This window comes from Mesorhizobium sp. L-2-11 (assembly GCF_016756595.1).
Taxonomy (GTDB): domain Bacteria; phylum Pseudomonadota; class Alphaproteobacteria; order Rhizobiales; family Rhizobiaceae; genus Mesorhizobium.
In genome coordinates this window covers 1,072,593-1,086,963 of sequence record NZ_AP023257.1, presented here as the reverse complement: position 1 = coordinate 1,086,963, position 14,371 = coordinate 1,072,593, and the positions used below count along the sequence as shown (strand labels likewise).

General features: G+C 62.4%; 12 protein-coding genes and 2 pseudogenes. 1 reads left to right on the top strand and 13 read right to left on the bottom strand.

The window, feature by feature from the left end; genetic code table 11:
• Positions 1-34 precede the first annotated feature (34 nt).
• On the bottom strand, positions 35-379 hold the full coding sequence (locus JG739_RS05135; RefSeq protein WP_202365540.1) for a hypothetical protein: 345 nt from the start codon (positions 377-379) through the stop codon (positions 35-37).
• Positions 380-585: 206 nt separating this feature from the next.
• Here JG739_RS05135 and JG739_RS05130 point away from each other — a divergent pair, with 206 nt between their 5' ends.
• A complete protein-coding gene (locus JG739_RS05130; protein ID WP_202365539.1) occupies positions 586-1,095 on the top strand; it encodes an arsenate reductase ArsC in 510 nt (169 codons plus the stop codon).
• Between the two features lie 22 nt (positions 1,096-1,117).
• Here the strand turns inward: JG739_RS05130 and JG739_RS05125 are convergent, their stop codons facing one another.
• From JG739_RS05125 to JG739_RS05075, 12 genes and pseudogenes are all read right to left on the bottom strand, one after another.
• Entirely contained in the window at positions 1,118-1,573 is a 456-nt protein-coding gene (locus tag JG739_RS05125) for a hypothetical protein (protein ID WP_202365538.1), read from the bottom strand.
• Positions 1,574-1,621: 48 nt separating this feature from the next.
• Positions 1,622-1,882 (bottom strand): DUF2312 domain-containing protein, encoded by a 261-nt coding sequence (locus JG739_RS05120; RefSeq protein WP_023800031.1) that lies wholly within the window; start codon positions 1,880-1,882, stop codon positions 1,622-1,624.
• Positions 1,883-1,913: 31 nt separating this feature from the next.
• Positions 1,914-2,036: a hypothetical protein gene (locus JG739_RS35990; protein ID WP_274609423.1), complete on the bottom strand. Its 123-nt coding sequence runs from the start codon at positions 2,034-2,036 to the stop codon at positions 1,914-1,916.
• A 7-nt stretch (positions 2,037-2,043) separates the two neighbouring features.
• Positions 2,044-5,502, bottom strand: coding sequence for a pyruvate carboxylase (pyc, locus tag JG739_RS05115; protein ID WP_202365537.1), 3,459 nt, complete (start codon positions 5,500-5,502; stop codon positions 2,044-2,046).
• A gap of 231 nt (positions 5,503-5,733) precedes the next feature.
• The gene (locus JG739_RS05110) at positions 5,734-6,852 is read right to left on the bottom strand and encodes a branched-chain amino acid ABC transporter substrate-binding protein (protein WP_202365536.1); all 1,119 of its coding nucleotides are present in this window, start codon (positions 6,850-6,852) and stop codon (positions 5,734-5,736) included.
• A gap of 139 nt (positions 6,853-6,991) precedes the next feature.
• Positions 6,992-7,339 carry a DUF6867 family protein gene (locus tag JG739_RS05105; RefSeq protein WP_202365535.1) on the bottom strand — a complete coding sequence of 116 codons (348 nt, stop codon included), beginning with the start codon at positions 7,337-7,339 and terminating at the stop codon, positions 6,992-6,994.
• 18 nt (positions 7,340-7,357) lie between these two features.
• Positions 7,358-8,086, bottom strand: coding sequence for an ABC transporter ATP-binding protein (locus JG739_RS05100; protein WP_202367347.1), 729 nt, complete (start codon positions 8,084-8,086; stop codon positions 7,358-7,360).
• Between the two features lie 17 nt (positions 8,087-8,103).
• A pseudogene (locus JG739_RS05095) lies at positions 8,104-9,231 on the bottom strand (ABC transporter ATP-binding protein); the annotation flags it as partial.
• Positions 9,231-10,733 (bottom strand): annotated as a pseudogene (livM, locus tag JG739_RS05090) (high-affinity branched-chain amino acid ABC transporter permease LivM); the annotation flags it as partial. The pseudogenes JG739_RS05095 and livM, both read right to left, overlap by 1 nt.
• 97 nt (positions 10,734-10,830) lie before the next feature.
• Positions 10,831-11,733: a branched-chain amino acid ABC transporter permease gene (locus tag JG739_RS05085; protein WP_202365533.1), complete on the bottom strand. Its 903-nt coding sequence runs from the start codon at positions 11,731-11,733 to the stop codon at positions 10,831-10,833.
• A gap of 335 nt (positions 11,734-12,068) precedes the next feature.
• On the bottom strand, positions 12,069-13,070 hold the full coding sequence (locus JG739_RS05080) for a 4-hydroxyproline epimerase (RefSeq protein ID WP_202365532.1): 1,002 nt from the start codon (positions 13,068-13,070) through the stop codon (positions 12,069-12,071).
• A 12-nt stretch (positions 13,071-13,082) separates the two neighbouring features.
• Positions 13,083-14,333, bottom strand: coding sequence for an NAD(P)/FAD-dependent oxidoreductase (locus JG739_RS05075; protein ID WP_202365531.1), 1,251 nt, complete (start codon positions 14,331-14,333; stop codon positions 13,083-13,085).
• Positions 14,334-14,371: the final 38 nt, after the last annotated feature.

The following is a 14,371-nucleotide window of genomic DNA, read 5'->3' as shown; positions in this document are numbered from 1 at the left end:
GCAATTTAAGGTTGTGCAATTCAGCACTGTCCCGTCAGATCACCACCACCAGTATCAGCCACAGCACAGCTCCCAGCGTCATCAGCGAAGCCTTGACGCCGCCGGATTTTTCGGCGGTACGCCACACCGCAAAAGTCAGGAAAAAATTGTACGGCACCGGCGCGAAATGCACCGCCAGAACCAGAGCGAGCGGCAGCTTCAGCCCGAGCAGGATCAGCGCCAGCACCGACGCTGCGATGTTGATCGCCGTGCCGACAACGACAAGATCGCGCCAGAACAGCCGGTCTAGCGGCGCCGTGCCTTGCCAGCGCGAACGAAAAAAACCCGCCGCACGGCCTGCCTTGCCGTCTTCGCTTTCGAAAGTCTCCGGCGCACTCATCGATGCGGCTTTCTCTCATTCGACAGCCGCAGAGATTTCCAAAGCAGCAAGCCTGTCAACGCAAATCGATCGTCGGCACGCAAGCGTATGATTTGACAGATTGTCATCAAACGGTCGTGAAACCTTTCTACGTCGGCATCTTGGCAAGGATACCTTGCCCGCATCTGCCGCCCCATCATCCAGTCGCCTGCCAAGGAGGTCTAGAGATGAGCGATAATGTCTACAACGTGCTGTTTCTTTGCAACGCCAATTCGGCGCGATCGATCATGGCCGAAGCCATCCTCAGCCGGATCGGTGGCGGCAGGTTCAAGGCGTTTTCCGCCGGTTCGCAGCCGAAGCGCGAGGTCAATCCCTACGCACTGCAGCTGCTCGAAAGCCTCAGCTACGACACGAGCTTCGCCCGTTCGAAAGGCTGGGACGAGTTTGCCGAGCCCGACGCGCCGGAAATGAATTTCATCTTCACGCTTTGCGACAGCACCGCGAATGAATCCTGTCCGATCTGGCCGGGTCATCCGATGACCGCGCTCTGGTCGATACCGGACCCAGCCAAGGCAGACGGCACCGAAGCCGAACTGCATCTTGCCTTTGCTGATGCCTATCGCATGCTCAACAACCGCATCTCGCTGTTCACCAATCTGCGGGTGGATGCGCTCGACCATCTGGCGCTGCAACAGCATCTCGACCAGATTGGCCGCGACACGGCGCAGCCGACCTGACTCAAGCCACTGCGACGCGAATTCACGGACCGGCTTGCCCACCCTCGCCCAGCACCTCGGCAACGGCGCGCTCGAAACGCGATGCTTCCGTCACCAGCCAGTCGGCCATGGCCGGCCAATTGTCCTCGGCAAAACAGTTCACGCGCCACAGCGAATTGATGCCAAGGCCCTCGCAACTCTGTTCCGGCCTGAGCTTCAACCTGTCTTCGATCGCCGGCTGGAACGGCTTCAACCGCGACCAGGCTTGCGTGGCACCGAACTTCTCGTTGCGGCCGAAGAAGACGCCGACATGGTTCTGCGCCGGCGCGACATACATGGAAAGGACCAAGGCGAAGTCGGGCAGCCCGCGCTGCCAGAACCAGGGTCCGCTCCGCGCCATCAGAGGCCTTTCTTCCGGATGCCGTTCCGCGAACAGCGTCCAGAAGCCGCGTTGGCGGAACTCAGAGGCGCGGCGGCCGCCAAAGTCGAATTCGCTCATGGTTCGACCCGTTGCGGGCGCAACCGGCGCCCAGGGCGGTTACCAGCCTTACACCATGCCGAGTGCGGCTTTGTAGAGATCGAGGATGGTTTCCTCCTCTTGCCGCTCAGCCTGGTCCTTCTTGCGCAGCCGGATGATCGACCGCATCGCCTTGGTGTCGAAGCCGGTGCCCTTGGCCTCGGCGAACACTTCCTTGATGTCGTCGGCGATCGTCTTCTTCTCTTCCTCGAGCCGCTCGATGCGTTCGATGAAGGCTCGCAGCTGGCCGGCGGCAACAGTCTGGCTGGTTTCGGTGATGTCGTCGGCCATTTTTTCTCCGCGTCGTTTTCCATGCCGCGACTCACGAACCGTCGCGGCGAATTTGCAGCGGTTCGATGCCCGACCGGGGGCGGCGGGTCAAGCTGTTATCGATGCGGCCTGAAGGGCTGCCGCCGGACGCAGACAAACTCTGCTTGGGCGACATTTGTGTCTCATCCGAAGGCTATCAACAAATCCTTGGCGTCGATCTGATCGCCGGCCTTGACCAGCACTTCGGCGACAACCCCATCGCGCTCGGCATGCAATGCCGTCTCCATCTTCATCGCCTCGATCGACAAAAGCACGTCGCCGGCCTTGACCGCCTGGCCGGCGGCAACGGCGAGCGCCGAGACGACGCCCGGCATCGGTGCGCCGACATGCGCCTCGTTGCCCGGCTCGGCCTTGCGCCGCGCCTTGGCGGCGGAAGCGCCGTGCGCCCGGTCCGGCACTTTGACCCGGCGCGGCTGACCGTTGAGCTCGAAGAACACGGTGACCATGCCCTTCTCGTCGACATCGCCGATGGCCAGGCAGCGCACCACCAGCGTCTTGCCCTTCTCGATGTCGACAAAGATCTCGTCTTCCGGCTTCATGCCGTAGAAATAGGTCGGCGTCGGCAGCACGCTGACCGGCCCATAAGTTTCCTGCGCTGCGGTAAAGTCGGAGAAGACCTTCGGGTACATCAGCCACGAGGCGAATTCGAATTCGCTGAGCTTGCGCTCGAGCTTGTCCTCGATCTCCTTGCGGCTGGCCTTGAGATTGGCTGCTTTCAGCAGCGAACCGGGCCGCACGGTGATCGGTTTGTCGCCTTTCAGCACCTTCTTTTGCAGCGCCTCCGGCCAGCCGCCGGGCGACTGGCCGAGGTCGCCGCGCAGCATCGACACGACCGAGTCAGGGAAGGCGATATCCCTAGCCGGATTTTCGACATCGGCAACCGTCAGGTCCTGGCTCACCATCATCAGCGCCATGTCGCCGACGACCTTGGACGACGGCGTCACCTTGACGATGTCACCGAACATCAGATTGACGTCGTGATAGGTTTGCGCCACTTCGTGCCAGCGCGTTTCCAGCCCGAGCGAGCGCGCCTGCTCCTTGAGGTTGGTGAACTGCCCACCCGGCATTTCATGCAGGTAGACTTCCGAGGCCGGCCCCTTCAGGTCGCTCTCGAAGGCTGCGTACTGATTGCGCACCGCCTCCCAATAGAACGAGATGTTCCTGATCCATTGCGGGTCGAGCCCCGGATCCCGCTCGGTGCCCTTCAGCGCCTCGACGATCGAGCCCAGGCAAGGCTGCGAGGTGTTGCCGGACAGGGCATCCATCGCCGCATCGATGGCGTCGACACCGCTGTCCACCGCCGCCAGCACCGTCGCCGCCGACAGGCCTGACGTGTCGTGCGTGTGAAAGTGGATCGGCAGATCGGTCGCCTCGCGGAGCGCCTTGAACAGTACGCGGGCGGCATTCGGCTTCAAGAGCCCGGCCATGTCCTTGACCGCGATGATATGGGCGCCGGCCGCCTGCAACTCCTTGGCCAGGGCGACGTAGTATTTGAGGTCGTACTTGGCTCGGGCCGGGTCGAGTATGTCGCCGGTGTAGCAGATCGCCGCTTCGATCAGCTTGCCTTCGGCGCCGACAGCGTCCATGGCGACGCGCATGTTGTCGACCCAGTTCAAACAGTCAAAGACTCGGAACAGGTCGACGCCGCCGCTTGCTGCCTGTTTGACGAAATGCTGGACGACATTGTCGGGATAGTTGGTGTAGCCGACGCCGTTGGCGCCGCGCAAAAGCATCTGCAGCAACAGATTGGGCGCTGCCTCGCGCACCAGCGCCAGCCGCTCCCACGGGTCTTCGGTGAGAAAGCGCATGGCGACGTCGAAGGTCGCCCCACCCCAGCATTCGAGCGACAAAAGCTGCGGCAGTGCGCGCGCATAGGTGCCGGCAATGCCGGCGATGTCATAGGTGCGCACGCGCGTCGCCAGCAGGGATTGGTGTCCGTCGCGCATCGTCGTGTCGGTGACCAGCACTTCTTTGCGTGCGCGCATCCAGGCCGCGAATTTCTCCGGCCCGAGCGCGTCGAGCTTCTGCTTGCTGCCATCGGGCACATTGCCGTTGAGGTAGGGCACCATCGGTGCCGCCGCATCGGCCTTCGGCTGCGGCCGGCCGCGCGTTTCGGGATGGCCGTTGACGCTGACATCGGCGAGGTAGTTGAGCAGCTTGGTCGCGCGATCCTGCCGCTTCACGCTGGCGAACAGTTCCGGCGTCGTGTCGATGAACTTGGTCGTATAGGAATTGTCGGCGAAACTCGGGTGATTGATGATCGCCTCGAGGAAGGTGAGGTTGGTCGCCACGCCGCGTATACGGAATTCGCGCAGCGCCCGGTTCATTCGGGCAATGGTCTCGGCCGGCGTCGGCGCCCAGGCCGTCACTTTTTCCAGCAGCGGGTCGTAGAAACGGGTGATGACCGCGCCCGAATAGGCGGTGCCGCCATCGAGGCGGATGCCGAAACCGGTAGCGCCGCGATAGGCGGTGATGCGGCCATAGTCGGGGATGAAATTATGCTCGGGATCCTCCGTAGTGATGCGGCACTGCAGCGCATGGCCGTTGAGCCTGATATCCCCCTGCGCCGGCACGCCCGAGTCCGGCGTGCCGATGGCGAAACCGTCGAGGATATGAATCTGCGCCTTGACGATGTCGATGCCGGTCACCTGCTCGGTGACCGTGTGCTCGACCTGGATGCGCGGATTGACTTCGATGAAGTAGAATTTGCCGGTGTCGGCATCCTGCAGGAACTCGACCGTGCCGGCTCCGATATAGCTCGTCTCGCGGGCGATCTTCAGCGCGTAGCCGCAAAGCTCTTCGCGCTGCGACATTTCGAGATACGGCGCCGGCGCGCGCTCGACCACCTTCTGGTTGCGGCGCTGGATCGAGCAATCGCGCTCGAACAGGTGCACGGCGTTGCCGTGTGTGTCGCCCAGCACCTGGACCTCGACATGGCGGGCGCGCTCGATCAGCTTTTCGAGATAGACCTCGTCCTTGCCGAAGGCGGCTTTCGCTTCGCGCTTGCCCTCCGTCACCTCACGGGCGAGATCGGCTTCCGAGCGGATGGCGCGCATGCCGCGGCCGCCGCCGCCCCACGACGCCTTCAGCATCACCGGATAGCCGATCGTCCTGGCGAGGGCCTTCACCGTCTCGATGTCGTCCGGCAGGGGATCGGTGGCGGGAATTACCGGCACGCCGACCTCGATCGCCAGGTTGCGTGCGGCGACCTTGTTGCCGAGCCTGCGCATCGTATCCGGCTTGGGTCCAATGAAAATAATGCCCGCCTTGGCGCAGGCTTCGGCGAATTCGGGGCTTTCCGACAACAGCCCATAGCCAGGATGGATGGCATCGGCGCTCGAAAGCCTGGCGACGCGGATCACTTCCTCGATCGACAGATAGCTTTCGATCGGCCCCATATCCCTGTTCAGATGCGGCCCGCGCCCGACCTGATAGCTTTCGTCGGCCTTGAAGCGGTGCAGCGAGTATTTGTCCTCCTCGGCCCAGATCGCCACGGTTTTGAGGCCGAGTTCGTTGGCCGCGCGGAAGACGCGGATGGCGATTTCGGACCGGTTGGCGACAAGGATCTTCGTGATTGCCAAGGACAAGGCTCCGGACGTATCGGGAAAGAACTGGTGCCATGATTAACGCGAAAATGCTGCAGCGCAAACAAAATCAGGCAGAGATTAAACCGATTTAGTTGATCTCGCCTTGTCACATTGCGTGTCGGTCCGGACAACGCATCGCAGTCCCGATCCAGGCTTTCGGAAACTCCCATGAAAAATGCCCGGCGCGAGACGCCGGGCATTCCGAGATTGTTGTCGTCGACAGGCTTACATCTTCTGGACGTAGGTGTACTTGCCGTCGTCGCCCTTCTTCCATTCGTACATGACGTAGCCAGGCAGTGTCGGGTCGCCCTTCTCGTCGTAGGAAAGCTCGCCCAGCACCGTCTTGAACGGGCCGTTAGCCTTGAGAGACTTGGCAACTTCCATCGGATCGTTCGACTTGGCGGCCGTGGCGGCTGCCGCGATCGCCTGCATGGCGGCGTAGGAATAAAGCGTGTAGGCCTCCGGCTCGAAGCCCTGCGCACGGAACTTCTCGACCAGTTCCTTGTTCTCCGGGATCAGACGCGGATCCGGGCCGAACGTGTTCAGCGTGCCCTCGACCGCGTCACCGGCGATCGAGGCCAACTCGTTCGACACGATGCCGTCGCCGGAAACCAGCGTGGCCTTGAGGCCCTGGTCAGCCACCTGGCGGATGATCAGTCCCGCTTCGGTGTGCAGACCACCCCAATAGATGATGGAAACGCCGGCTTGCTTCATCTTGGCGATCAGCGCCGAGAAGTCCTTGTCGCCGATATTGACACCTTCATACATGACTTCCTTCACGCCGGCAGCGTTCATCGCCTTCTTGGTCTCGTCGGCAAGACCCTGACCATAGGTCGTCTTGTCGTGGACGACCGCGATCTTGGCATCCTTGAAGTGCTCCGCGAGATAGGCGCCGGCGATGCTGCCCTGCTGGTCGTCGCGTCCGCAGGTGCGGAAGGTGTTCCACAGGCCGCGCTCGGTGAACTGCGGGTTGGTCGCGGCCGGCGTGATCTCGAGGATACCGTTTTCCGCGTAGACTTCCGATGCCGGGATCGAGACGCCGGAGTTGAAGTGGCCGACCACGAACTTGACCCCGTCGCCGACGAACTTGTTGGCGACTGAAATGCCCTGCTTCGGATCGGAGACGTCGTCGCCGACCGTGAGCTTGACCTGCTCGCCGTTGATGCCGCCAGCCGCATTGATGTCGGCGACAGCCTGTTCGGTGCCCTTCTGCAACTGCGCGCCGAAGGCGGCGTTCGGACCGGTGATCGGACCGGCAACACCAACCAGGAGGTCAGCCCACGCGCTTCCGCTGAACGCGACAAGCGCGGTCAGGGCGACGGCGGACAAAAGTGATTTTCTCATGTAAAACGCTCCCATTTACAGAGTGGGCGTGGATGATGCTTTCATGCGATGCCCACCTTTACTCGCAGAAAGCGTACTTTGCCGATTTTCAGGCACTTGTCACGCCGATTCATCCCCGAAACGGCGTTAATGATGAACGTCAACCTTTTGGTTTCCAACTCAAAAGCGATGCTCTTTCGTAGAGCCAGCTATACTGTGTCACCATCTGGTTGGTGCGCGTGTATTGATAGCCGATGAAGCCCAATATCATCAGGACGATGGTGTCGACGATGTAGTAATGCAGCGAGAACATCGTGCCGTCGAACAGCGCGTGATGGATGAACCTTACGGCTATACCGAGGCAGAGCAAATAGGCGAACAACTGGACGACGCTGCGCCATGTCTGGGCGCAGGCCTTGCCCGTCATCCACGCCGCCCAGCCGCCAAGCAGGCAGGTGACGAAGAAGAACTGCCAGACCGAGGGTTCCTCATAGAGAATGCCCTGCATGATTGAAGTCTCCTGAACTCAGTGATGGCCGCCTTCGAGATAGGCGGCGCGCACGTCCGGATCGGCGAGCAGCTCCTTGCCGGTGCCGCTCATCGTCACATTGCCGTTGACCATGACATAGCCGCGCGTGGCGAGCTTCAGCGCGCCGAAGGCGTTCTGCTCGACCAGGAACACGGTCAGCCCCTGCGTGCGGTTCAACTCGCGGATCGCGTCGAAGATCTGCTTGACGATCAGCGGCGCCAGGCCCAGCGACGGCTCGTCGAGCAAGAGCAGTTTCGGCCGCGCCATCAGCGCACGTCCGATCGAAAGCATCTGCTGCTCGCCGCCCGACAGCGTGCCGCCGCGCTGGGCAATGCGTTCCTTGAGGCGTGGAAACAGCGTGAACACCTTCTCGACGTCCTCGTCGAAGTGCTTGAGGTCGTCGAGGCTGGCGCCCATCTGCAGGTTTTCCATCACCGTCATGCGCGGGAAGATGCGCCTGCCCTCCGGCGACTGAGCGATGCGCATGCGCGCGATCTCATGGGTCGGCAACTGGGTGATGTCGGTGCCGGCGAAGGTGATGGTGCCGGCCCGCGCCCGTGGTGCGCCAAAAATGGTCATCATCAGCGTCGACTTGCCGGCGCCATTGGCGCCGATCAGCGCCACGATCTCGCCCTGCTTGACGGTGACATCGACGCCGTTCAGCGCCCTGATGTTGCCGTAGTAGGTCTGGACGCCCTTGATGTCGAGCAGCGTTGTGCCGGCCATCATTCATTCCCTCCGCCCCGGTTGGAGTCGCCCGGTGTCTTGGGCTTTGCCGCGGAGGATTTCTCGGCGGAAGGTTTCTCCGTCGGTTTGGCTTCGGCCGGCGATGCGGGCCTTGCCGCCGCGCCCGACCTTGCATCGACCTGCCCGGCTTTCGAGGCGCCCTTCGACACCGTGACGCGCTCGCCCTCAGTGTGTCCGACGGTGTCGGCCACCGGTCCGGCGAAATACGAAGACGATGAGTCCGGACCGTGTGTCGAATCCGGGCCGGTGTCGAGTTGCTCGATGACGTCTTCGTCGCCGACCTCGATCAGCACCGTCTCGACGTCCTCGTCTTCGACCCCGAGATAGGCGGCGATGACACGCGGGTCGGTGCGCACCGCATGCGGACTGCCGTCCGAGATCTTGCGCCCGTATTCGAGCACCACGACATGGTCGGAAATCTGCATGACCACCGCCATGTCGTGCTCGATCAGCAGGATGGAGGTGCCGGTGTTGTCCTTGATGTCCATCAGCAGCGCGTTGAGCGCCATTGATTCCTTCGGATTGAGACCGGCGGCCGGTTCGTCGAGGCACAGTAGTTCCGGACCCGTGCACATGGCCCGCGCGATCTCCAGGCGCCGCTGCGCGCCGTAGGGCAAGTCGCCGGCCGGATCGTCGGCTCGATCGACGAGGTCGGCCTTTTCCAGCCAGTGCCTGGCGAGGTCGATCGACTCGGCCGACGCCGTCCGGTAGCCACTGAAGCCAAACAGGCCGAGGACAGTGTAGCCGGACGCCTTCATCAGCTTGTTGTGCTGCGCCACCAGCAGATTCTCCAGCAGCGTCATGCCGGAAAACAGGCGGATATTCTGGAAGGTGCGCGCCACCTTGGCGCGCGCCGGAATCTCATGGTTCGGCAGCCGTTCGAGCAGATAGCTCGAGCCGTCGCGCCGGTTGAGCGTGAGCATGCCCTCAGACGGCTTGTAGAAGCCGGTGATGCAGTTGAACACCGTGGTCTTGCCGGCGCCGTTCGGCCCGATCAGCGCGGTGATCTCGCCGCGCTTCGCCTGGAAGGACAGGTCGCCGATGGCGACCAGACCGCCGAACTTCATCGACAGATGTTCGACCTGCAGGATGGCATCGTTCATGGATGGGCTCGCATCGCTCATCAGCCGTGGCCCTCCTTGGTGAAAGAGCCGGATACAGCCTTGCTCTCCTTGAGAAAGGCTGTCGGTTCACGACTGCCGACGAAGCCGCGCGGCTTCCACAGCATGACGATGACCATGGCCATGCCGAACAGCAGCATGCGGTAGAGTTCCGGCGTGAAGTCGGGACCGAAGACCTGCTTCAGGAAATCGAGTTCGCGCAGCACCTCGGTGCCACCGATCATCACCATGGCGGCTACGGCGATGCCGACCAGCGAACCCATGCCGCCGAGCACGACGATGGCGAGGATGATCGCCGATTCCAGGAAGATGAAGGATTCGGGGCTGACAAAACCTTGCCGCGCGGCGAAGAACGAGCCGGCGAAGCCGCCGAACATGGCGCCCGTGGCAAAGGCGGTGAGCTTGGTGGTGGTGGTGTTGATGCCAAGCGAGCGGCAGGCGATCTCGTCCTCGCGCAGCGCTTCCCAGGCGCGGCCGACGGGCATGCGCCTAAGCCTTATGGTGACGAAGGCGGTGAGCAGGCAGAGCCCGAGGATCAGGTAATAGAGGAAGATCTTGTAATAGGCGCTCGACGTGGCGATGTCCAAGACCTTGGCGATATAGTTCTCATCCGAGACGTTGAACGTCATCAGCCCGAAAAAGGTCACCTTGGGGATGCCGGTAATACCGGCCGAGCCGTTGGTTACCTCCCGCCAATTGATCAGCACGAGACGAATGATCTCGCCGAAGGCCAGCGTCACGATTGCCAGGTAGTCGCCACGCAGGCGCAGCACCGGAAAGCCGAGCAGCACGCCCCAGAAGGCGGCCATGACGCCGGCGGCCGGCAGCAGGATCCAGAACGACAGGCCGTATTGCGTACCGAGCAGCGCATAGGCATAGGCGCCGACGGCATAGAAGGCGACATAACCAAGGTCGAGCAGGCCGGCGAGGCCAACGACGATGTTCAGCCCCCAGGCCAGCATGACATAAATCAGGATCTGAATGCCGTAATTGTCGACCCATTTCAGAGAACCCTGGAACCCGGCGGCCACCGATCCTCCGTACAGAGCAAGCACCAGCACGACGATAACCGGGTAGAGCGCCAGTGCGGTTATGCCCAATGCCGAGAAATGGGCAAGGATGAAGGTTCGGAAATAGAACATCACCGAGGCGAGGGCGTAGATGATCGCCAGCGCCCTCAGGAACCGGGCATAACCGGCCAGGCCGGGACCCAGCAATCCGTCAAGGGAGCCGGCAAGGAAACCCAGCACAGCCACTATGACGATGGCAGCGATGAAATAGGGCAAGCGGAAGAACCGCACCGCCATGCTCTCCGGCAGCAGGCCGGTGGCGACGTCGACGATCTTCTGATTTGCCAGGAAAGGCTGTCCGTAGGCGACATAGAGAAAACGGCCGGCCATGGTCAGCACAACCACGGCCGCGAGAAGCCACCAGCGCTGAACGAGGATCAGCTCGTTGGAGATGTTCTGGTGGGTCTTCAGGCCGATGAACAGCACGAACATGCCGAGCGCGATGGCGCCGGCGTAAAGCGCCTCGCGCGTGGCGCGCTGCATGGGGGTGGCGACGATGTCGCGCTCCGGAGACGTGGTGACCGCCATGATCTCAGACCTTTTCGACTTCTGGCCGGCCAAGAATGCCGGAAGGCAGGAAGATCAGCACGATCGCCAGGATGGAGAAGGCGGCGACATCCTTGTAGTCGATCGAGAAATAAGCCGACCACATGCTTTCGATGAAGCCGATCATCAGCCCGCCGAGCACAGCGCCGGGCAGCGAGCCGATGCCGCCGAGCACCGCCGCGGTGAACGCCTTCACGCCGGGCACGAAGCCGTCGGAGAAGGCGACGACGCCGTAATACATCAGGAACAGCGTGCCGGCGACGGCGGCAAGTGCGGCGCCCATGATGAAAGTGATCGAGATGGTGCGGTCGACGTCGATGCCGAGCAATGCCGCCATCTTGCGGTCCTGCTCGCATGCTCTCTGCGCTCGACCGAGCGAGGTCTTGTTGACCAGGTACCAGAACAGCGCCAGCAGCAGCGCGGTTACGATGACGATGACGATCTGCTTCAGCGACACGCTGATGCCCTCGATATTATAGACCTTGGACACCATCGGCGGGATCGGCTTGTTGCGCGGCCCCTGCGTCACCTGGACGAAGTTCGACAGCGCGATCGACATGCCGATCGCGGTGATCAGCGGCGCCAGCCGGAACGAACCGCGCAACGGCCGGTAGGCCACTTTCTCGATCGTCCAATTGTACAGGCTGGTCAACAACATCGCGACGATCATCATGATCAACAGTGCCAGGACCACCGGCACCGAATAGAACATCGCGCCGAGGATGAGGAAAACGACGAGCGCGGCGAAGGCCCCGACCATGAAGATGTCGCCATGGGCGAAATTGATCATGCCGATGATGCCGTAGACCATCGTGTAGCCGATCGCTATCAGCCCATAGATCGATCCCAGCGTCAGCCCGTTGATAAGCTGCTGGACAAAATACTGCATGCTGTCGTGGCTCCCCTGGAATGTCGCCCATGCAGACGCATTCCTTTTCGTATTTCCCCTAGTCGTAAAGTTTCGAGCCCGGATTGCAACGTCATTCTTTAATCGGCATGCGTGATTTTGAAGCACGCAATCGGATTGCCCGTTCTTTCCCGTCCGGCCTCTGGACTATCGCGGACCCTATCATTGGCATAACGCAATGTCTTTGGCGATTCGTCGTAAAAATGCACGCCGTTTCGAAGGAATCGCCGTCAAAATAAGTTGATGAGCGGGATCGTTGCGCCGTCGCAGCGATCGATCTTTGCGTTCCGTTCGTCTTTCCTAGGTCTGGATTCTCTCTACTTGACGACGAATCCGTGCGCGAACGGATCGCGGTCGTCGATGAAGATCGTGTTCAATCCGGTCATCCGCGCCCAGCCGCCGATCGAGGGAATGATCGCCGGCTTGCCCGCCACCGTGACTTCCTTCTCGACTCTGCCCTTGAACAGCGAGCCGATGATCGATTCGTGGACGAATTCGTCGCCGGTCCCCAGCTTGCCCTTGGCGTGAAGCTGCGCCATCCGCGCCGAGGTGCCGGTGCCGCAAGGCGAGCGGTCGATCGCCTTGTCGCCGTAGAAGACGGCGTTGCGTGCATCCGCCAGGCTGTCGGTCGGCGTACCCGTCCACAGTATGTGCGACAGCCGGTCGATGCCGGGATTCTCGGGATGCACGAAGGCGTATTTTTCGTTGAGCCGCTGCCGCACCACCGGGCTCCAGGCGATGAGGTCGCCGGCAGAGTGGTCGGCCATGTCGCGATAGTTCTTCTGCGGCTCGACGATGGCGTAGAAATTGCCGCCATAGGCGACATCGACGCTGATCTCGCCGAGCTGCGGGCATTCGACGGTCAGGCCCTCGGCGTGGAGGAAGGACGGCACGTTGGTGATGCGCACCTCCTCGACATATTCGCCGACCTGCTTGTACTCGGCGGTGACTAGGCCGGCCGGCGTGTCCAACCTGAGCAAGCCCGGTGTCTTCGGCTTGACCAGCCCGTGCTCGATGGCCATCGTCACCGTGCCGATGGTGCCGTGACCGCACATTGGCAGGCAGCCCGAGGTTTCGATGAACAGGATGGCGATGTCGCAATCGGGCCGCGTCGGCGGGTAGAGGATCGAGCCGGACATCAAATCATGGCCGCGCGGCTCGAACATCAGCCCGGTGCGGATCCAGTCGTATTCGGCCAGGAAATGGGCGCGCCGTTCCATCATCGTCGCGCCGTTGAGCAGCGGCCCGCCGCCGGCGACCAGCCGCACTGGATTGCCGCAAGTGTGGCCGTCGATGCAAAAGAAGGAGTGGCGCGCCATTTCTAGATCCCGTCAGAAGCGGTTCGGAGAAAACGGAAACAGATCAAACACCGGATTTTGGCCGAGAATGAGATCGCGGACCAGGCGTCCGGTGGCAGCCGCCTGGGTGAGGCCGAGATGGCCGTGGCCGAAGGCATAGACTATCGTGCCGGCCTTCCTGGCGCCACCGATGACCGGCAGCGAATCCGGCAGCGACGGCCGCAATCCCATCCATTCGCGGCCGCCGGCCGGGTCAAGCCCCGGCAGGAATTTCTGTGCCTTGTCGAGCAGCGCTTTCGCGCGGGCGTAGTTGGGCGGCCGCTCGATGCCGCCGAGCTCGACCGAGCCGCCGACGCGCACGCCGGTTTCAAGCGGCGTGACGACGAAGCCGTGGCCGGAGAAGATCAGTTGCCGCTTCACGTCGAAGGCAGTCTTCGGCAGCGTCGTGTTGTAGCCGCGCTCGGTTTCGAGCGGGATACGGTCGCCGATATGTTTTGCCAGGAGATGCGACCAGGCGCCGGCGGCGATGACGAGGCATTTTGCTTGCCGCGCCGAGCCATCGGCCAGCGTCAATGTCACGCCGTCCTGTCCCGCCCCGACATGGTCGATCCTCGCCTTTTCGAAACGCGCGCCGTTCCTCTCGGCATAGGCCCAGATCGCCTTACCCAATAATTTCGGATCCGTAACGGTCTTCCATCCCGGCACGAAAGTGCCCTTGACGAAACGCGGAGACAGGCCCGGCTGCAAGGCGGCGAGCACATCGCCCTCGACATGGCTGAAGCCGATGCCGAAGCGTTGCCTCGCCGCCCAGCCGGGCAGCGACGCCTTGAACTCGGCCTCGCTCTCGTAAAGTTCGAGCGAGCCGTCCTCGCGCAGCATGTTTTCGGTGCCCGAGCGCGCCATCAGCCCGGCCCATTCGGCCTCGGCGAGCCGCATCATCCCGGCCTGCGCCGCGAGGCTGGCCTGGTAGCGGTCGCTTCGTCCGGCGCGCCAGAAGCGGATAAGCCAGGGCAGCAGCTTCGGCAGGTAGGCCGGCGGGATGCTGAGCGGGCCGAGCGGATCGGCAAGCCATTTCGGCAGATGCCTGATCATGCCCTTGTGGGCCAGCGGCAGTACATCGGAGAAGGCCAGGGCAGCGGCATTGCCGGAACTCGTTTCCTCGCAGATCCCCGTCCGATCGAAGATCGTGACGTTTCGCCCCGCCTCGGCCAGATAGGCGGCGACGCAGATGCCGATGATGCCGCCGCCAATAATGGCGATGTCGATTGCAGCATCGCTATTCATGGCTGCGCGCCAACTGCATGGCTCTGCCTCCGCATCGC

Bases quoted from the DNA above. Each gene is read 5' to 3' on its own strand.
- JG739_RS05130 (WP_202365539.1), top strand. From the start codon at position 586: ATGAGCGATAATGTCTACAACGTGCTGTTTCTTTGCAACGCCAATTCG.
- JG739_RS35990 (WP_274609423.1), bottom strand. From the start codon at position 2,036: ATGTCGCCCAAGCAGAGTTTGTCTGCGTCCGGCGGCAGCCCTTCAGGC.
- JG739_RS05085 (WP_202365533.1), bottom strand. From the start codon at position 11,733: ATGCAGTATTTTGTCCAGCAGCTTATCAACGGGCTGACGCTGGGATCG.
- JG739_RS05105 (WP_202365535.1), bottom strand. From the start codon at position 7,339: ATGCAGGGCATTCTCTATGAGGAACCCTCGGTCTGGCAGTTCTTCTTC.
- JG739_RS05100 (WP_202367347.1), bottom strand. From the start codon at position 8,086: ATGGCCGGCACAACGCTGCTCGACATCAAGGGCGTCCAGACCTACTAC.
- JG739_RS05080 (WP_202365532.1), bottom strand. From the start codon at position 13,070: ATGGCGCGCCACTCCTTCTTTTGCATCGACGGCCACACTTGCGGCAAT.
- JG739_RS05110 (WP_202365536.1), bottom strand. From the start codon at position 6,852: ATGAGAAAATCACTTTTGTCCGCCGTCGCCCTGACCGCGCTTGTCGCG.
- JG739_RS05075 (WP_202365531.1), bottom strand. From the start codon at position 14,333: ATGAATAGCGATGCTGCAATCGACATCGCCATTATTGGCGGCGGCATC.
- JG739_RS05135 (WP_202365540.1), bottom strand. From the start codon at position 379: ATGAGTGCGCCGGAGACTTTCGAAAGCGAAGACGGCAAGGCAGGCCGT.
- JG739_RS05120 (WP_023800031.1), bottom strand. From the start codon at position 1,882: ATGGCCGACGACATCACCGAAACCAGCCAGACTGTTGCCGCCGGCCAG.
- JG739_RS05125 (WP_202365538.1), bottom strand. From the start codon at position 1,573: ATGAGCGAATTCGACTTTGGCGGCCGCCGCGCCTCTGAGTTCCGCCAA.